This is a genomic window from Pseudoalteromonas sp. P1-26 (assembly GCF_001401795.1).
Taxonomy (GTDB): Bacteria; Pseudomonadota; Gammaproteobacteria; order Enterobacterales; family Alteromonadaceae; genus Pseudoalteromonas.
The window spans coordinates 82,748-102,225 of record NZ_LKDX01000005.1 but is presented as its reverse complement, the minus strand read 5'-3'; the positions used below and the strand labels follow the sequence as shown (position 1 = coordinate 102,225).

The window sequence follows — 19,478 nt, the reverse complement described above, 5'->3', positions numbered from 1 at the left end:
CGTAAATGCTGGCATATCAAGACACTTTCCTTTACATTTGCATGACAATAATCACAGTTTTATGAGCGCATTTATGAATAACGAAACTCTTTCCCAACTCGAACAACTGATCGACAAGTTAATTCTTCGCAACAGTGAACTTGAAAGCGAAGTTAAAAGCTTACAAGAGCAAAACTCTAAGCTTTTAGATGAGAACGAAACTCTGCAACTAGAAGTACTAGAAAACGAAGAGAAACAAAAAGATACAAGCAGCACACTAACTGGCCTGCTTGAGAAATTACAAAGCGTTCAACAGGCTAGCTAATGAGCGGCCCACAAAGTCAGCGGGTCACCGTAGAGCTACTAGGTAAAGAACATGAGTTCTCTTGCCCACCTGGGCAAGAACACGCCCTAGTTGCTGCTGCACAAAATTTGAATGACTTAGTGGAGCAAATGAAACAACGCTCATCGGTTCGCAATGACCAAAAAGCGTTGCTGATGGCAGCATTACATTTAAGTCATGAATTGCTTGAAGTTAAATCTCAACAAGCAGAACAAGAGCAACAACATGACAGCTTAATAGATAAGCTCAGCCAGCACCTTAGTATTTAGAAAAAAGCGCATCCTGCGCTTTTTTTGTTTACAATCAATTCTACTAACCATTATCAGAGCGAAACACTATGCGATTTTGTGCTTTTTTGATCTGTCTTTTCGTAAGCTATAGCGCCCAAGCAAGCGTTAGCTGGCATAGCATCAGTCCCGAAATCCAATTTCTACAACAACAAAATAAACTGCGTTTTTACGATTCGAATCAAGTGCTGATTGAAGGTAAAGAATGCGCATTAATGTTTGATGCCAGTGGTAACTTTGCCGAAGTAGAAAAGCTCGCAGTGCAGTTAAAAAAACGCTTAAAAACACCATTATGTTATTTAGTAGCGAGCCATTATCATGATGATCACCTGCTAGGCTTGGCCGTTTTACAGGCTGAGTTCCCTGAAGCTAAGCTTATTGTGCATCAGCAAGTAGCAACTGAGTTTGTAGCGATGCAGCAAGCATTGACAGATAAATTAGATGGTTATGAAAAAAGTATTGAATTGAGCTATCAACGCCTTGCCAATCAACCTGAAGATCAACAAGCTATTTGGCGCGACAAACTAGAACTTGCTAAAAAACGCTTATTTCGCTGGCGAGAGCTCACCTTAAAGCCACCAGCGATTAGCATTACTGAACCAACACAGCTAGACCTTGGTAATTACCCTATCGTTATTACACCGTATCAAGCACACACTAAAGGCGATCTCACTTTAAGTGCAGATCAAGGTCGCGTGCTGTTAGGTGGCGATATAGTCGACAGCTTACCCTATCCTGGGCATGGTACATTTTCTAGCTGGATAACCACGCTGCAAGGTATCCAAAAAAATACCACACTGACAACAATTTTACCGGGTCACGGTAAGCCACTGACACCTGCTGAACTTGCACTCCCTTTAAGGTTTTTAAAAACCATTCAAGAGATGACAAATTCCTCGCCAGATAAACCAGTGAGTGAATTAATTCCGCTTTTTCCTGCAGAGGTTAAACAGCAATACCAGCTTGATGAAGTGGGCGAAAGAGCGTTTTCTATGTTTCTAGAAGCTGGACTTAAACAAAGCAAATTGTCAAAATAGGGCTAAAATAGTAAAAGGATTTTATTATATGGCTCAAGTAAGTTTGAAATATTTACTTTTGCTGAGCTTGTTTATTGGCTTACAAGGATGCCAAGTAACTCAGCAAGAAACAGAACAACAACGGGCAAGGCCGGAGATTTTTAGCCATTATGAGCCCGATTTAACAACCCAACAAGCACCTAGTGAGTTTGTCGATTCAACAGCTGTTGAACCACGTCCTGTTTCTGCGCCCATAGCAGTCAATAATACCCCGCTAGCAAAGCCTCGCTCGAAAGATCTATGGCAGCATATCGCCAACAATTTAACGCTGGTATTTCAAACCAATAAACATACATCTGCACGAGTAAAATGGTATTTAAAACAGCCCAATTACCTGATTAAAGTAAATAAACGTGCGGCACCTTATTTGTATCATATCGTCACACGTATCGAGCAACAGAAGCTACCGATGGAGCTGGCCCTATTACCCTTTGTTGAAAGTGATTTTAGACCAACAATACGATCATCAGAGCAAGCCGTTGGTGTTTGGCAGTTAGTCGGCGCAACGGCTTATCATTTTGGTGTGCAAAGCGACCAATGGTATGACGGTCGCCAAGACATACTCGCTTCAACCGATGCCGCTTTAGCTTATTTAAGTTACTTACATAAACGCTTTGATGGTGACTGGCTGCATGCCCTTGCAGCCTATAACAGTGGTGAAGGACGCGTTAAAAAAGCTATCGCAAAAAATAAAAAGCTTGGCAAAAAAACTGACTATTGGTCGCTATCGCTACCAAAAGAAACCGCTGAATATATACCTAAACTTTTGGCACTTAGCTATTTACTAAAGCATCCTGAACAAGGCTTAAAGCGCCCTAAATTAGCGAATAAAGCACTCACCACAGAATTTGATGTTGGCCAGCAATTTGATTTTTCGGTGATCGCTAACTTATCTGGCGTGGGGCATAACCAGCTCCACAAATTAAACCCAGGATATTTAAAAAACCAAAGCTCGCCAAATGGTCCACATACTCTGCTTTTACCTATGGAGCGCCGCACCTTGTTGCAAAGTAAGCTGTTTCGCAACAACTTTGCCGGTGAGTATATAGTGCAAAAAGACGATACCCTTTATGGCATTGCCAGACGCTTTAATATGTCTGTAAAGGATCTGAAAGCGCTTAATAGCAAAACAAGTAACCTGATTAAGGTCGGTGAACAATTGCGCTTATCACAGCCCCAAACCATGCCGGAATCACTTATGGTTGATTACAATATCAGCCCTTACCTTGAACAGCATGAGGAAGTCATCGCAACCATTGCGGTTGATTACCTAGTCAAACCAGGTGATTCAATTTGGAGTATCAGTCAGCTATACGACGTGCCTCATAAAGACGTCGCAACGTGGAATAAACTCAGTGCCACTAGCATTTTAAAACCAGGCACCATTTTGACATTGCACCTACCGCAAGCAAAACCCGCTGAGCCGCAAGTACCAGCCAGCGAAGCCATGTTGTCAGGCATTGAAAGCTCGTTGAAAAAGCCTTGATTGCTCACTCTTTGTGGTTAGCGTAAAATCAGCGCCTATATTTAAATTCTAAAGAGAAATAACATGCAGATCAGTAAAGACGCAGCGGTTGAGTTTCACTACACACTTAGTGAAGCAGGCGAGCAAATCGAATCAAGTAAAGATGGCGAGCCACTTTCATATATCCATGGCACTGAAGGCATGCTTCCTGGTCTTGAAAAAGCCCTTGAAGGTAAATCGGCTGGCGATAACTTTAGCGTAACACTTGAGCCTAGCGAGTCTTACGGCGAGCGAGTTGATAACCTTATTCAACGTATTCCACTTAAGCACTTACAAGGTAACACAAAAGTGTGGAAGCCAGGTATGACTGCAATCGTTCATTCAAACCAAGGTCGCCACCAAGTGACTATCGTTAAAGTGGGCCGTTTCAATGCTGATTGTGACTTAAACCACCCATTTGCTGGTAAAACACTAACGTTTGATGTTGAAGTGATTAATGTTCGCCAAGCAACTGCCGAAGAATTATCACACGGCCACGTGCACGGTGAAGGCGGTTGTGGCCACAGCCACTAAGGGTAAATGATGACAAACGTTGCAATTGTCACTGGTGGCAGTAAAGGTATTGGCAAAGCTATTGTTGAGCGTTTAGAGCGTGAGGCCTACACAGTATATAACTTAGATATCACCCCGTCTGAGGGCAATTATCACTACTGTGATGTCAGTGATGTTCAGCAGGTGAAGTCAGTTATCGCTGATATTATTGCCAAGACGGGTCGCGTCGATGCCTTAATCTCTAATGCGGGTCGTCATTTAAGTGCCAGCATCGAAAATACCGATGAAGCAACGTTTGATGCCCTGTTTGCGCTCAATGTGAAAGGTGCCTATGCAGCAATTCAAGCTGTATTACCTAGCATGAAAAGCCAGCAAGGCGGCAGTGTTGTATTGGTTGCCTCTGATCAGGCAATCATTGGCAAACCAAACTCGTTTGCTTATAACCTCACCAAACATGCGCTAGCTTCAATGGCAAAAACGACAGCACTCGATTATGCCGCGTTTAACATTCGTGCTAATGCGGTTTGTCCGGGTACGATAGAAACACCACTGTTTCATAATGCGATTGATGCATATTGTCAGCGCAGTGGTGCCGATAAAGCAGAAATTGTTGCTGAAGAAGCCGCGCTGCAGCCGCTAGGCCGTTTAGGGCAACCAGAAGAAATTGCTGCTTTGGTGAATTTTTTAATAAGCCCAGAAGCAAGCTTTATAACTGGTAGCTTACAAAGCATTGATGGTGGATACACCACGCAATGAGCGACAAAATTATTGACCCACATGTGCACTTTTTTAACCTCACTAAGGGTCAATACACTTGGCTACAAGGTAACAATCCCCCCGCTTGGCCAAATCTAGATAAAATAAAAAAACAAATTACTGCTTCAGAGCTTAAAGCCGCTTGCCCATTTCAACTAGAAGCGCTGGTGCATATTGAAGCTGGCTTTGATAACCAAGCGCCAGTGAATGAGCTTAATTGGCTTGCAACGCATTTAAATGACATTCCCTATCGCGCAATCAGCTACAGCGCGATTGACGCATCTAGCAAACACTTTGAAGCGTCACTCAATGAGTTAAAGCACTCATCTTTGGTTGGTATTCGCGATATAACCGAAGGTGATGAAGCAAAGCGCTTATTAACTCCTCACTGCCAAGATAACCTAGCCATGCTCGCAAGCGAAAACTTACACTTTGAAGCACAGTTTGAAATTGAAAACATGCAGGTAACCGAGCAGATTATTAAATATTGCACCGCACTGCCCTCATTACGTGTGGTAATTAATCATTTAGGCTTTATTAGTAGTGAGCAAAGATGGCTCGAAGCAATCATTAAACTCAGCCGCTGCGATAATATCGCGATAAAGTTCTCAGGGTTAGAATTCACACAAATTGCCGTAAACAAACACCTTTGGCTGGTTAATAATTTAGTTAAGTACTTTGGTGAACATCGAGTGATGTTTGCCAGTAATTTCCCTGTTTGCCAGATAAATACCAGCTACAAAAACTGCTGGGAGCACTATCACTCATTGTGCTCGCAGTCGAGTTTATGGCATAAACTAAGCTATAAAAACGCCCGCGAAATCTATCTAATTGCTTAAAAACTAGCTATATTCAGGTCAGTAAAGCTGTTTAGGTTGGTGTTATGTTTGTTCATTTTAAAAAGCCTTTAGCTGCTGTAGCAGTTACGTGTTCGCTTATCATTGCAGGCTGTGGTGGTTCTGGTAGCTCAGAGTCAGGGACTATCGATGCTGCTGATATCACATGGACTGAAGGTGTATTTGAGCCATCAAGTAAGTTTGACCAACAATGCCAAGCACTTAATGAAAAGCACTGGCTACGCGCTTGGAGTCACGAAACCTACCTTTGGTATAACGAAATTGTTGATCGCAACCCTGCATTGACTGACGGTGTTTTAAATTACTTTGCCTTATTAAAAACCCAAAACACCACTGATTCAGGTGCAAATAAAGATAACTTTCATGCCAGCTTGCCAACTGACGAGTGGCAAGCTCAGAGCCAATCGGGGCAGTCTTTTGGTTATGGCTTTAAACTTAAGTTAATCAGTGCCAGCGCCCCTCGCCAAGGGATTATCAGCTACACAGAACCTAACTCACCGGCTGCAAACCTCAATCTGAGCCGAGGCTTAGAAGTCATTGAAGTGGATGGCGTTGACTTTGTTAATGCCAGCACCCAAGCTGAGGTTGATGTATTAAATGCAGGCCTCTTTCCATCAGAGTCTGGCAAGGTGACCTCTTTTGTATTCAAAGACATTAATACCAGCGAAATTCGCGAAGTCACTATGACTGCACAAACTATTACAGGCCAAGCAGTTAGCAACATAAAGACCTTCGCCAATGGTGAAGTAGGCTACTTTCAGTTTAATCGCCATAATGCTGTAGCAGAAAAACCCTTATACGATGCCTTTAATAATTTAGCTGCAAGTAACGTTAAAGATTTAATTATTGATATGCGCTATAACCCCGGTGGGTTCCTGCAAATGGCCAGCCAAGTTGCTTACATGGTAGCTGGCGAAAGTAACACCACAGGTAAAATCTTCGAGCGCACTATTTTTAATGATCAGCATCCAACGTTTAACCCAATCACTGGCGATCGCTTAGAGCCTGTTTATTTTACTGATGAGTTTTTAGGCTTTGCCGAAAACCCAGCTGTCAGCCCAGGAACCCCATTGCCTTCGTTGAACCTAGAACGTGTTTTTGTGCTGACAACAGGCAGCACCTGCTCAGCAAGTGAGGCAGTGATTAATGGCCTACGCGGTGCCGACATCGAGGTAATTCAAATAGGCGAAACAACCTGTGGCAAACCCTATGGTTACTACCCAACTGATAACTGTGATACTACGTATTTCAGCATTCAGTTTACGGGCGTCAATAATAAGGAATTTGGTGAATATGCAGATGGCTTTGCACCGCAAAACAGCAACGATAGCGAGTTTCAACCTGTAATGATCCCAGGCTGCGCTGTTGCTGACGACTTCACTCATCAATTAGGCGATGAAAGTGAAGCTATGCTAAGTACAGCGCTTAGCTATCGTGAGACTGGCCGCTGCCCTGCCGCCACTTCAACGATTAGTGAACAAGGGTTTGCACCGGCTATTTTTACAGACACACCGAAAGTGCTTGATACCCGTACTTCTACCTTGCTTCAGCAAAGTAAAATTTTAGAGCAGTAGGAACCTTAATGAGAGCCCAACTAACTAGTCTATTACTGTTATCGACACTGCTAGGCTGTAGTGCTCAAAGCCAAGAGCCAACACCGAAACTGCAGCATGCGCGGTTAACTGAGCCACAAAGTGAGCTAATAGCAAAAGGGATAGCAAGACTAATGCATAGCAAGCCTGTCGCTATAGCCGATGATGCGTTTATAAATAGCAGTATATTAGTGACTGATAGTATGAATGTACTGGATGCGCAAGGTAACCCGATAATGGGTAAACAGCTAGCTATGCCTGAGCGTTTTGAATTATTAATCAAAAATAAAATGTGTTTTGTGCGCCATTTAGATAGTAAAGCGACCGAGCCACTACCTTTGGTAAAATGTAAACCGATAAACTAATCTAAACTAAAAAACAGATATAAAAAAAGCCCTTACGGGCTTTTTTAGTCGGGGGACAATCAAATTGATTGTTCTTATGCTTAGAAGCGAGCTTCAAATCCTAAACGAACAGAGCGAGGTGATTGCCATGTATACGCAGAACCATAATAAGAGTTAACTTCACCCTCATTTTGCTCATAATGCTCATTCGCAGATGTCATCTCTTGGCTATTAAGTACGTTAAATACGTTAATAGTTGCACGCATATCAATATCAGATACCGTGAAGTCATATGCAGCTGATAAATCTAAGTTAAACGTCCAAGGAGTACGACCCGCTGTACCACGAGTGTGCTGCTCATAGATTTTTTCGTCTTGTTGACATTCGCCATCACCATTCGTGTCTGGACAATCATTGGTATAGATGTAGAAAGTATCACCCCAGCCACCATTTAGGTTTGGATCTTTTGATGGATAACCTTGGCCGAATAGGCTTTGTGGACGACCACTTTGTAGTGTTGCATTCCAACCAACAGTTAAGTTTTCAACTGGTTCCCAGCTACCGAAGAACTTAAATGTGTGACGACGATCGTTAGGTTGATAACCTTGTGAACCATCCATTACTGCTGGGAAGTCGAAATCTTGCGTAATACCCGCATCAGCTTGGCCGATATCAGACTTAACAGCACCTTCGAAGTTACCTACACTACGTGCCCAAGTATAACCGAATTGGTAACGGATAGTTTCCGCGCGGTAATCCAAGCTAAATTCAACTGACGTATACTCATTGTTTGCTTTCGGTAAGCCGATTGTTTCAGCTGAGTAAGTTGTTAGTGAGCCTGCATCTGGAACACCGTCATTATCAAAGCTTGAATCACCCCAATCAGTACCATTCCAGTAATAACCATCGCTGTACCAGCTTGATGTAGAGCCTGGGTTGATCATGACGCAGTATGGGTATGCGTAACGGCCACAGTAATCATCTAGTGCAGTTGCAACTTCACGATATGTACCTTTTAAACCAACGGTATATTCATCGTTGAGTGCTTGTTGCACACCAATGATGTACTCATCTTTAGAAAACGGATCCGCTTCTTTTGCTTGGAAAATATCTTTTTCAGGGATAACAGGTACACCACTCACTTGTTGTGAATTTGCTAAACCACCACTGCCGATAGTATCAGCTAAAGGAGCAAGGCCTGTTGGTGCGCCTGTTGTTGGATCCACACCCGTATACGTATAGGCAGTCGTAATATCACTAACACCTGATGCCGCACGGAAAATCGTGTTATTAGCAACTGGTAAATAGTAACGACCATATGTACCGTACACTTTCGTATCACCCGTACCTGTTGGATCCCATGTGAAACCTAAGCGAGGAGCAATGTCTGTTTTGAAGCTTGTTAATAACTTGCCAGTCGTACCCCAGCTATCGAATTCGTCGATACGTAGGCCAACTTTAACAGCAAAATCATCAGTTACTTGCCAGTGATCTTCAAGATAGTAAGCAGTTAATTCAGACTCAAAGCTACCACCACCGTCAAAGATACGATCTTCAACATAATCAAGTGCAGCACCTGTGTTATTGGTTAGTGCACCATTATCAGCTTGCCAGCTACCATTATCTGCAAGCGTACGATAGTCATAGCTATGGCCACCAATTGGTTGGCTGATTCGCTCTGATTTACGCTCTTGATAATCGATACCAAAGCTAATTTCGTGTGCATCCCACACATACTCAACATCTAAGCGATATTGTGTATTGTCATCGTTATTGGCACCAAAACTACCACCAGCACCACAGCCAGTGATTGGGTTTGAAGTACCACGCGAGTCAGTTACACTTGGACAAACTAGATTCTCAGATTGAGTTTCATATTCAGTTTTGATATTACCAGCCATTGCTGTAACTACTAGGTCTTCTGTTAAGATACCTGTATAGCTTAAGCTTTGTGCTTTACCACCACGTTTTAGAAGTGCGCCATCAATACGATCACCAATCGCACCATTGTCATACTCAAAAACAGAGCGCTCAATATCACGACGGTTTGAGTAAGCAAAATAGCTCAAGCGATGATTATCCGTAATATCCCAATCAAGCTTACCACCCCAGAAAAGGTTATCACCGCCTGATGCTGATTCTTTACGATATTGATCGTTTGGTGAGAATTCGTCACCTCCCCAAGTGTATGTAGACTCTGTATCACGAGGGTTTACTAAGCCATAGAAGAATAAAGTATCTTCAATTAACGGACCACCCACTGCTAAAGTGACATCCGCGCTATTATCAGAAGCTACGCTTTCGTCTCGGAAAATTTGTCCGGCGCCTTGGTTACCACGTGAAATAGAACCCTCTTCTTGAAGTGAGTCAGGAGAATATTGTACAACTGCAGAGAATTCCCATTCATTGGTACCACTTTTGGTTGTGGTGTTAATCGTACCACCCGTCGCACGGCCAAACTTCGCTGAGTAACCACCCGTTTTTACTTGGAATTGGTCATAAAATTCGAATGGTACTTCACCACAGCCTAGACCTTGACGTGTATTTGTTACTTCAAGACCATTGATATAACAAGCATTTTCCGCAACAGATGAACCACCAAATGAGGCAGTGTTACCAAATGCACTATCACCTTTAACTGCACCAGGCGCTAATAATGCAACCGAAGTAAGATCACGACTGATAGGCATACGATCGATTTCAGCATCGGTAATAACCAAGCCTGAGTCAGCTGTCGATAAATCAATTGATGAAATACGTGCACCAACAACTTGAATAACTTCAGGGCCTGAGTTTGCAACACTTGCTAAATCAAAGTTTGCCTTTGAGTTAGCACCTAAAGAAACACGCACTTTGTCTTCAGCAACAATATTACCGTCTTTTAGAATCTGAATGTCATAGTTACCTGAAGGTAATGATGCAAAGCGGAACGTTCCATTTTCTGAAATATTTAAAGTACGTTCTAAACCTGTTGCTGGGTTTTTAACTTTTACAGTGTAAGAAGAGGTATTTGCCACATTCTGAACAGAACCAATTACGTCCGATGCAGATGCAGGAAGGGCTAAACCTAGCGATGCAGTAACTGCTATCGCTGTTATGCTTTTCCGAAACATAGATTTCATTTTTGTATCCCTGTTTAAATTATAATTATTTGCGCCTATAAAATAGGCACAATTACATTAGTAAAGTGAAACAAGAATGTAAATTAAAAAACACAAATATATTACAAAAAAACCATATTTATTAGAACCAAGGACTAAATGTAACTTTATGTAATCACAGGGTTTTAATCTGTATAATTTCAGAAACATAAACAATACGGAGGTGGATTATATTAAAAACATCAAAATAAACCAAACCATTAACATTAAAATTAGCAAACTTAGATTCGGCATTCAGCTTAAACATACCTATTATTTAATAAAAAAGCCTAATACATAAATATTAACAATTACATTTTTTCACAAAAAAGGCCCTAACGGGCCTTTTTCAATATTCAACATTAAATTTTAACTCTGATATTGTGAATTAGTATTACTTAATCTCAACACGTTGTGAGCGCATAACGACTTCATCATTTAATTCAATACCGATACCTGGCTCTTCTGATACTTGGAAGAAACCATTTTTAGGTTGTGGATCTTGAATACACAATTCACGGTTCCATTTTTTAATCGCATAGGTGTGATGTTCGTGAATTAAGAAGTTAGGAATTGCGGTTTCTAGGTGTAACGAAGCTGCAGTTGCTACTGGGCCGCCACACACGTGAGCTTGAATACGCACATCAAAGATATCAGCATAATCACACACTTTTTTAGTTTCAGTGAAACCACCACACAGGCCTAAGTCTGGCTGTAATACATCAATACTTTGATCTTCTAAGTAAGGACGCACACCCCAGCGGTTATACAAACGTTCACCACCTGCAATTGGCACCGCTACTTTGTCAGCAACTTTTGCATGTAATGAATGATTTAAGTAATTCACAGGCTCTTCGTAATACATACAATCGAACTCTTCAGCAATTTCACCAATTTGAATTGCTGATGTTGCGCCAGGTAAACTGTGACATTCAAAAATAATGTCAACTTCGTCACCGACTGCTTCACGAATAGCTTGCATACGCGCGCGATATAATTTCATTTCTGCACGAGAAATAATATTAGTGCGGTCATAATAAGTATTGCCGTTTTTATCGTACTGGATTGGGTCAACTTTTACCGCATCATACCCTTCAGCCATCGCCTTAAGCGCTGCTTCTGCGTATTCTTCTGGGTGAACAAGCGCTTTAAATTCGCTGTCCCAGTCAAACTGTAATTGTGATGCATAAGTACGCAGCTTATCGTTAACTTTACCACCTAATAACTGGTAAACAGGCAAGCCTAATGCTTTACCTTTAATATCCCAAAGTGCAGTATCAATGGCGCTCATTGCTGCATATACAACAGGACCACCACCTAAACCCCAAAAGCTTTCGCGTAGCATTCGTGACCACAGTTTTTCTGTTTGAAATGGGTCATGACCAATTAAAAAGGCATCAGCCATTTCTTTGATCATTGCCGCAGCTGCGCTATGACCTAAATCATAAGCCAGACCCGCTTCACCCACACCGCTAATACCTTCATCGGTGTGAATACGCACAAAAACAGGTGTCCAAGCAGGTCTGTCTGGACAATGAATATCGAACACTTCGACGCGATTAACTTTCATGGTTACTCCTTACTGAGCAAAACTAGGATCAAGACGATAAGCTTTACGTAACATGGCTGGCCAAGCTAACTGGCCACCTGTGCTGCCGCTATGCACGACATTCGCTTGATTATAAATATTATCGATAATAGGTTGTGGTACCGGGATTGCCGTTTGACCACTGGCTTGAATAGCCAATTGAATTTCACAGGCACGCTGCAAATCATAAAATCGCATAAAGGCATCTCCCACTGTTGGGCCAACAGTTAAGCCACCGTGGTTAACCAATAGCATGTGATTAGTGGTGCCTAAATCATCTTGCAAGCGCTTTTTCTCTTCATTGTTTACCGCTAACCCTTCGTAGCCATGATAAGACAATGATGGCAATGAGAACATTGAGTATTGGCTAAGTGGTAACAGGCCTTTTTCTTGCGTTGCAACGGCGATGGTTTCTTTTGTGTGTAAATGAATAACACAGTGAGCATCATCACGAACTTCATGAATAGCGCTGTGAATAGTGAAACCAGCCGGATTAATTTTAAATGGCGTGTCATCAAGAATATTGCCTGCTAAATCGACCTTCACAAGGTTTGATGCCGTCACTTCATCAAAACTAAGACCAAATGCATTAACTAAATAATGATCTGTGCCCGGTAAACGTGCCGATAGGTGGGTATAAATTAAATCCCCCCATCGAAAGTGCTCAACTAAACGGTAACATGCTGCTAAATCAACACGAAGCTGCCATTCTTGTTCAGATACTTTATTTTTTAAATCGAGTTTTGGTAAGTCAAACATGGAAAACCTTGTATATGTGACACTGCACAAATAGATGTATAGAAGTCTAAATTACTATTAATGGATGATCAATAGGTGATACAAAAAGGCCACATCAATTGATGTGGCCTTTTAACGCTAAAATGGTGTTTATTTTACTTGTGATAAGTAATCAGCAATTGCAGCCATTTCTTCTTCAGATACGTTTGCAACCATTGCTTTCATCGCAGCAGCCATACCGTTGCTACGCGCACCTGATTTAATGTCTTTCATTTGTGCTAGTAAGTACTCTTTATTTTGACCATTTAATTTAGGGTACTGAGGCATGATAGGCGCTTTACCTTCTGCACCGTGACAAGTTTGGCAAAGCTTAGCTGTGTAAAGTGTTGCACCATCCGCAGCCATAGTGTTGAAAGATAGGCTTGCAGCCATTGCAATGCCAGCCCCACATAAAATTTTCGTGATCTTGCTCATTTGTATCTTCTCTTTTTTGACGGGTTATTAAACATTTTCTTTAGTGTAGACCATGATTTAACAATATTGCACCCGAAAATTGTAACGGCAATAGAAACAGTCACTACCAAATTAAATCATCAGGTACTTCAAAATCAGCATACGGATCATCTTCATCCTTTTGCTTATCTTCAGGCTCAACATGGAACACTATGTAGTCTTCGCTGACTTCAGCGACTTTTCGTGCTGGTTCGTCTTCCAGTACAAAAAATTGGCCTTCTAAAACACAAATTGCTAAACGGCCACCAGCTAGGGCCTTTTGTGTTTTTTCGTTTACTTCGAGCTCTTTCACTTTATTTTGATAAGTGAAGTTAAATGTACGGTCACCACGAATTTCATCTTGATTGTGATGCTCTAAAATCTGCTTAACGCGCGCTACTTGCTCACGTTGCTTTTGCTCTTCTAAACGCGCTTTATTAAGCTCGTCGGCTTTTTTCTGCTGCTCAAGCTTAGTCTGCTCAATATGCTTTTGCAGATCGCTAGGATTACTCGTGGCGCCTTTCTTTTTTTTCTTTTGCTGTTTGCGCTTTTCAGATTTGGCTACTTTAGCTTTATGTGCCGTAGTAAGACCAGCCTTAAGTAATTGATCTTGTAATGACCCCATGACGAAATTCCAATTTATTAATGCGTATTAGGGTTATTTTAATCAGCTCTGCCAACAAATAACAGTACTGAGCCCACTTGATTCACAGCAATCGAGTATATTGATGTGAGATTAACACGCGATGAAATCATGACATATTGATTTAACGCAAGATTTATCATTTTAGTCGCCTTTGAACTTGTAAAAAAACCTGTACCCGATAAGCTAGGGCTTTTCCTCTTGGGAGCTAAAAATGCAGCTGCGACATTTGTTACTTTGCTCTGTGTTTATTTTCTTTGTTTTATACGCCCCACAACCCTTACTTGGATTATTTGCCAGTCATTTTTCTGTATCGCCAGCCACTGCTGGTAGCTTAATGACCGCAACTATGTTGCCACTAGCAATTGCTCCTTTAGTGTATGGCTTGTTTTTAGCTAAGCGAAACCCACTAACAATTCTAAAGATTGCCATGTTTGTGTTAGCAATCAGCTGTATCGCTTTTACTTTAGCACCAAGCTTTGAGTTGCTATTACTGGTTCGTTTTATACAAGGGATCACCCTACCCGCAGCGCTCACTGCCATGACCAGTTATATTGGTGTGACTTTTCAGGCTGACCAATTACAACGTAATATGACACTTTACATTGGCAGCACCATTGTTGGTGGCTATTTCGGACGTATGCTCGCCGCCTTGTTTACTGACTTTTTGAGCTGGCAAAGTTTTTATTATGTGATTGCGCTTGGGTTAGTACTATTTGCACTCGCCATTCCTAAATCAAACAAAGGTGCGAGTATTCATGCTGCAAAGTCTCCGCTGTTGTATCTAAAGCAATTAAAAGATCCGCTGGTATTAAAGCTCTACGGAGCGGTGTTTTGTATGTTCTTTTGTTTTGCGGCACTGTTAAATTATTTACCTTTCATTCTGCAAGACAGTTTTGCTATCACTAACACCCGAGACATCGGACTGGTTTACAGCGGTTATTTGCTTGGTGCACTAGCTTCTATAGCCACACCTTGGTTGTTACGAAAGTCATCAACACCTTGGCGTTTACTAACCTGGGTTTTTGTATTTTATAGCCTGACAATGGTGCTATTGATGAGCCAACAGTTATTACTTTTTGTTATTGCTTTTACTGGCTTTTGCGGTGCAATGTTTGTTATCCACTCAAGTGCCGCTCCACTGGTAAATAAAATCAGCAGCGCACCTGCAAGTGTCACCAATGGCGGTTATGTATCGTTTTATTATAGCGGTGGCGCATTAGGTTCATTATTGCCAGGGCTGGTATATCAGCAACACGGCCAAGTTGCCTTTATGACCGTGCTACTTTTAGTCTGCTTAGTGGGTTTAAGCTTAGTTTATTTGGCAGGTAGAAATACGATACGCGGTTGATGCCCGGTACTTTCAAAAAACAGCTCTAAGTCATCTTTTTTCATCAGCCAAGTGGCGGTATTTTCAAAAGGGTGACAATGAAAAAGCTCGTTAAACCAAATTTCTTGGTCTAGCCAAAGAGTGACATTATTTTGCTTATCGTTTAACAGTGCCAACATAGAAACACAGCCCGGTGGCACTTTAAGATAACGCGCTAATCGCTCATCAGATGCAAACCCTAAACGCGATAACCCCTGCTGCTGAGCAATGGCTTTTAAGTCGAGTTGTTTGTCGTGAGAGGTGATCACTAAAAAGTGGCGCTTACCTTCGTTATCTCGTAAAAACAGGTTTTTTAAACGTGTGCCCGGTCTATCGAGCATAAACTTATCGGCATCTAAGCTGCCGTGTAATGGTGGATGCTCAATCACATCATAATTAATATCTAATTGAGCTAGCGTAGCAGCTAACTTGCTTTTATCTGCATACATTTACAAACAACGTCCTCGTAATTGCACACTTAAATCACGCCATAATACTTCGTCAATAACGTGTTTATCGTCGCAGTATTGTCGTTCTTTAAGCTCTTCATTTAATAATTCAACCGCTTGGTCTTCGAGCATAAGTTTTAAATTGCTCGACTCTTCAAATACTTCTTGCTCGGCAAAATCTTTAAACTGCCTGCGTGTCATTGGCTTATCAAGATTAATCGGGCGTCTGCCTTGTGCTTTAACTGACACCACATAGGCAAAGATTTTATTGCCTTGCTCATCATTTTTTTCGTAAAACTGCTTATTATTGATTTCAAAAGGAGGCGCTTCTTGTTGGCTTGCGCAACCGGCAAGTAAAACAACCAAAAGCCATGCTATTTTTTTCATTATTGGATAAGCCTTGAACAGTGAATGCGCTTTAGTCTACCAAAAATAAAACAACAGAGTAAAAAATCGAACATTTTAAAAAAAATACTTGACCACAAATGCAAAAATATTTAAAGTTCACCCCGCTTGAGACGCAAGACTTAAGCATCCTGTATTTAGGAATGTGGGGCTATAGCTCAGCTGGGAGAGCGCCTGCCTTGCACGCAGGAGGTCAGCAGTTCGATCCTGCTTAGCTCCACCACTTTCCTACCTCTCTTTAGGCAATCTGCCGAATCCTTAATAAAAGCCAATAAATTCTAAATTAAAGCGACTTTATTAGTCTTTCTGCTGTCTTCGTTTTATTTTAAACACAAAAAAACCGAGCAAAGCCCGGCTTTTTAAGCAATTACTTTTTAGTGATTATTCACGAATTTGCCCTTCGCCATTCACTAAGTATTTTTCAGTTGTAAGTGACTCTAGACCCATTGGACCATAAGCATGTAGCTTAGTTGTCGCAATACCAATCTCAGCACCTAAACCTAACTGTGAACCATCAGAAAAACGCGATGACGCATTAACCATTACCACAGATGCATCCACACTGCGTTGGAATAACTGCGCTGCAGCTTGGTCTTTAGTACAAATCACTTCAGTGTGGTTTGAACCAAATTTAGCAATATGATCAATGGCACCAGCAAAGTCAGGCACAACCTTGATTGCGATTTCTAAATCTAAGTACTCTTCACCAAACTCGTCGTCAGCAAGTAGTGTTGCGTTATCAAAGTACTCGGCAGCTTTCGCATCTGCATTTACTTTTACGCCTTCTTGACGAAGAACAACTGCACACAGGTTTAAAAACTCATCAGCGATATCTTGGTGAACCACTAAGCCTTCTAGGGCATTACACACACCAGTACGCTGAGTTTTACCATTTAATAGTAAATTGATTGCTACATTCAAATCAGCGTCTTTATCAACATAAAGGTGACATACGCCTTTAAAATGCTGAATCACTGGAATGGTACTGTTTTCTGTTACAAAATTAATTAAACCTTCACCACCACGCGGAATGATTAAATCAATTGTGTCACGCTGTTGCATCAACTCCATGAGTAGACCACGGTCTGGATCTGGGATTACTGAAATCAACGCAGCTGGTAAACCATGCTTTTCAAGTACTTTATGCATTACGCTCGCGATTGCTTGCGAGCTACGTAGTGCTTCTTTACCACCACGCAAAATAACACCATTACCCGATTTAAAGCATAGAGCGCCTGCATCAGCCGTCACATTTGGACGTGCTTCATAAATCATACATACAACACCCAATGGTACGCGCATCTTGCTGATCTTAATACCATTTGGACGTTCTGAAATTTCACGTAATTGACCAACAGGATCATCAAGGCTAACAATTACTTCGATGCCTTCTGCCATTGCTTCAATACGCTCATCGTTAAGCGTTAAACGGTCAATCATCGATGCAGCAAGGTTGTTATCACGTGCTGCCGCTAAATCGCTTTCGTTCTCTTTGATGATAAAAGCTTTGCTTTCACGTAGCGCCTCTGCCATCTCAGTTAAAACTTGATTCTTAGTAGCAGTATCAAGTAAAGCTAACTGGGTTGCAGCTTTTGCAGCTTGACTCGAAATATCCGTAATTAAACTCATGACTTCTCCAATAATGCGATATCTTTTTCTGAAACAACTGGGCCGATTGAATCTTGCATTTTTTCGCTAAATTCACTTTGCTCGTTGTCAGCAATAAAATTCAATAAACAGCTACTGTAATTCGCTGTGGCTTTTGCTAGACGCGTACCATCATCACTACGGACTAAAATGGTATCGCCTACGCCAAATTCTCCGTGTACTGCAACGATTTCATCGCTACGAATACAACCGTCTTCATCTTCTAATGATTCATCAAATGAACCTTCAACGACAACCTCACCTTGCTCATTTGCTGTGTGAGTCATCCAATGCACTGCTTCTTGCATTGGTTTTTCGTATGGTGTGAAGATAGTACCTGGGTTGTCACCCGCTAGCAGTCGGTTAAATGTCTCTTCTTTAAAACCATTTAAAATAAAGGTTGTAATACCATGTGAAGTGGCTTTTTCAGCCGCTTCAATTTTTGTTTTCATACCACCTGTACCAACGGCACTGGTTGCACAACCGGCCATGGCATAAATTGACTCATCAATGCTTTCAATTTCAGGTAACAACACTGCATCTTCATGTAAATTCGGGTTTTTGTCATAAAGACCATCAACATCCGAAAAAATCATCAATGCATCTGCATCCGCAGCTGCAGCAACCATTGCCGACAAGTTATCATTGTCACCAACTTTTAAATCGTCGGTTGTTACCGTGTCATTCTCATTGATGATAGGTAACACACCATGCTCAAGTAAGGTGAAAACAGTTTCACGAATACTTGTGTAACGCTCACGGTCACGTAAGTCACCATGAGTTAATAAAATCTGTGCTGATGGGAAATCGAAGAAGCGATCCCACATCGCCATCATTTCTGTCTGACCGGCAGCAGCCATTGCTTTTTTCATCGTCACTGAACGCTTTTCTTGTTCAGGGAATAAATGCGAACCAGCAGCTACCGAACCCGATGATACTAAAATAACTTCGATACCTTGCGCTCGACAGCGAACGATGAACTGTGCAATGGTCAGTAAATAACGTGAGCGACACCCGTCTTGTTCGGGTGCGATTAATGCGCTACCTACTTTTAGTACTATACGTCGCCAATTTAACTTTTGCATAACTGTTCAACTTTCCATTTTACTATCTGTTCAGTGCCAATTTGCCACTGATTAAAAGACTCGCGCTTAGCTTTACTAAACGCACTGACTATTATCACTTTGCCAAACCACTTATCTATGCACACGACTACGCCACGCAAGTACTGCGATTAGATATAGCACAACTTTTATTCAGTCAGTAGACCAAACGGTTATAAACCATAAGTTGATAAAAAAAGATAAGTGTTGTTTATGTATCGCTGTAAAAAGCTGTGTGCGGCTTTTATTAATAACAACATACATAGAGCCTATACAATCTGGTACACCAGCAGATAGGGTGTAGATTGTATGACCGAGATTTAGCTGCCACGATGGGAGCTAAACATTGACCAGATAATGAACTTATATTCTATTCAACACGTAATAAATATGTACTGAACAACTTAGAGCTCATTTCTATTTAATTAGAAAACAAAGCGTATAAAACACTAATAATGTCGCAAACAAGTATCTTTTCAAAAAGCTAAGCTACAAAGAGTGTCTTTAAAGCCAATAACTATTTAGATATCAAATTGTTTGAACACGAACTATAATACGGGAAATCAGGGGCAAAGATCAAGTGCAAAAAGTAGTCATAACTTTTATACTTACCATAAACATAGAAAATATACATTTATTAACAGTACCTTAGG

The 19,478-nt window shown here is 41.4% G+C and carries 19 protein-coding genes and 1 tRNA gene; 11 read left to right on the top strand and 9 right to left on the bottom strand.

The genetic code is table 11. The annotated features are described in order from the left end of the window. Positions 1 to 73 precede the first annotated feature (73 nt). The 9 genes from AN394_RS04670 to AN394_RS04630 all read left to right on the top strand — a co-directional run bounded on the left by AN394_RS04670 (position 74) and on the right by AN394_RS04630 (position 7,272). A complete protein-coding gene (locus AN394_RS04670) occupies positions 74 to 304 on the top strand; it encodes a cell division protein ZapB (protein ID WP_054563591.1) in 231 nt (76 codons plus the stop codon). Next, positions 304 to 591, top strand: a complete 288-nt coding sequence (locus tag AN394_RS04665; RefSeq protein ID WP_054563511.1) for a cell division protein ZapA — start codon at positions 304 to 306, stop codon at positions 589 to 591. Before AN394_RS04670 ends, AN394_RS04665 begins: the two co-directional genes overlap by 1 nt. 68 nt (positions 592 to 659) lie before the next feature. Further along, positions 660 to 1,646, top strand: coding sequence for an MBL fold metallo-hydrolase (locus tag AN394_RS04660; protein ID WP_054563510.1), 987 nt, complete (start codon positions 660 to 662; stop codon positions 1,644 to 1,646). Between the two features lie 28 nt (positions 1,647 to 1,674). Then, positions 1,675 to 3,171 carry a LysM peptidoglycan-binding domain-containing protein gene (locus AN394_RS04655; RefSeq protein ID WP_152968915.1) on the top strand — a complete coding sequence of 499 codons (1,497 nt, stop codon included), beginning with the start codon at positions 1,675 to 1,677 and terminating at the stop codon, positions 3,169 to 3,171. Positions 3,172 to 3,234: 63 nt separating this feature from the next. Next, a complete protein-coding gene (locus AN394_RS04650) occupies positions 3,235 to 3,723 on the top strand; it encodes a peptidylprolyl isomerase (protein ID WP_054563509.1) in 489 nt (162 codons plus the stop codon). A 9-nt stretch (positions 3,724 to 3,732) separates the two neighbouring features. After that, entirely contained in the window at positions 3,733 to 4,458 is a 726-nt protein-coding gene (locus AN394_RS04645; RefSeq protein ID WP_055020896.1) for an SDR family NAD(P)-dependent oxidoreductase, read from the top strand. Beyond that, the gene (locus AN394_RS04640) at positions 4,455 to 5,297 is read left to right on the top strand and encodes an amidohydrolase (protein WP_055020895.1); all 843 of its coding nucleotides are present in this window, start codon (positions 4,455 to 4,457) and stop codon (positions 5,295 to 5,297) included. Before AN394_RS04645 ends, AN394_RS04640 begins: the two co-directional genes overlap by 4 nt. 44 nt (positions 5,298 to 5,341) lie before the next feature. After that, positions 5,342 to 6,889 (top strand): S41 family peptidase, encoded by a 1,548-nt coding sequence (locus AN394_RS04635; RefSeq protein WP_055020894.1) that lies wholly within the window; start codon positions 5,342 to 5,344, stop codon positions 6,887 to 6,889. 8 nt (positions 6,890 to 6,897) lie between these two features. Beyond that, positions 6,898 to 7,272, top strand: coding sequence for a hypothetical protein (locus AN394_RS04630; RefSeq protein WP_054563505.1), 375 nt, complete (start codon positions 6,898 to 6,900; stop codon positions 7,270 to 7,272). 80 nt (positions 7,273 to 7,352) lie between these two features. On the opposite strand, the gene AN394_RS04625 is transcribed toward AN394_RS04630, so the two are convergent. From AN394_RS04625 to AN394_RS04605, 5 genes are all read right to left on the bottom strand, one after another. Beyond that, positions 7,353 to 10,373, bottom strand: coding sequence for a TonB-dependent receptor (locus AN394_RS04625; RefSeq protein WP_054563504.1), 3,021 nt, complete (start codon positions 10,371 to 10,373; stop codon positions 7,353 to 7,355). A 412-nt stretch (positions 10,374 to 10,785) separates the two neighbouring features. After that, complete coding sequence (locus AN394_RS04620; RefSeq protein ID WP_054552450.1) at positions 10,786 to 11,961, bottom strand: mandelate racemase/muconate lactonizing enzyme family protein; 1,176 nt, start codon at positions 11,959 to 11,961, stop codon at positions 10,786 to 10,788. Between the two features lie 9 nt (positions 11,962 to 11,970). Then, positions 11,971 to 12,738, bottom strand: coding sequence for a class II aldolase/adducin family protein (locus AN394_RS04615; RefSeq protein ID WP_055020893.1), 768 nt, complete (start codon positions 12,736 to 12,738; stop codon positions 11,971 to 11,973). Positions 12,739 to 12,867: 129 nt separating this feature from the next. Further along, positions 12,868 to 13,191, bottom strand: coding sequence for a c-type cytochrome (locus tag AN394_RS04610; protein ID WP_054552448.1), 324 nt, complete (start codon positions 13,189 to 13,191; stop codon positions 12,868 to 12,870). 103 nt (positions 13,192 to 13,294) lie between these two features. Then, positions 13,295 to 13,834 (bottom strand): DUF2058 domain-containing protein, encoded by a 540-nt coding sequence (locus AN394_RS04605; protein ID WP_054563501.1) that lies wholly within the window; start codon positions 13,832 to 13,834, stop codon positions 13,295 to 13,297. A gap of 232 nt (positions 13,835 to 14,066) precedes the next feature. On the opposite strand from AN394_RS04605, the gene AN394_RS04600 reads away from it, so the two are divergent. Then, on the top strand, positions 14,067 to 15,203 hold the full coding sequence (locus AN394_RS04600) for an MFS transporter (RefSeq protein ID WP_054563500.1): 1,137 nt from the start codon (positions 14,067 to 14,069) through the stop codon (positions 15,201 to 15,203). On the opposite strand, the gene AN394_RS04595 is transcribed toward AN394_RS04600, so the two are convergent. Together AN394_RS04595 and AN394_RS04590 are read right to left on the bottom strand one after the other, a co-directional pair. After that, positions 15,170 to 15,670, bottom strand: coding sequence for a prolyl-tRNA synthetase associated domain-containing protein (locus AN394_RS04595; RefSeq protein WP_055020892.1), 501 nt, complete (start codon positions 15,668 to 15,670; stop codon positions 15,170 to 15,172). The genes AN394_RS04600 and AN394_RS04595 overlap by 34 nt on opposite strands. Then, complete coding sequence (locus tag AN394_RS04590; protein ID WP_054563498.1) at positions 15,671 to 16,057, bottom strand: hypothetical protein; 387 nt, start codon at positions 16,055 to 16,057, stop codon at positions 15,671 to 15,673. A gap of 165 nt (positions 16,058 to 16,222) precedes the next feature. On the opposite strand from AN394_RS04590, the gene AN394_RS04585 reads away from it, so the two are divergent. Further along, positions 16,223 to 16,298: transfer RNA gene (locus tag AN394_RS04585), tRNA-Ala, on the top strand. A 158-nt stretch (positions 16,299 to 16,456) separates the two neighbouring features. Here AN394_RS04585 and AN394_RS04580 read toward each other — a convergent pair. Both AN394_RS04580 and proB read right to left on the bottom strand, forming a co-directional pair. After that, the gene (locus tag AN394_RS04580) at positions 16,457 to 17,704 is read right to left on the bottom strand and encodes a glutamate-5-semialdehyde dehydrogenase (protein WP_054563497.1); all 1,248 of its coding nucleotides are present in this window, start codon (positions 17,702 to 17,704) and stop codon (positions 16,457 to 16,459) included. Continuing rightward, positions 17,701 to 18,807: a glutamate 5-kinase gene (gene proB / locus AN394_RS04575; protein ID WP_054563496.1), complete on the bottom strand. Its 1,107-nt coding sequence runs from the start codon at positions 18,805 to 18,807 to the stop codon at positions 17,701 to 17,703. Before proB ends, AN394_RS04580 begins: the two co-directional genes overlap by 4 nt. Between the last annotated feature and the right edge of the window lie 671 nt (positions 18,808 to 19,478).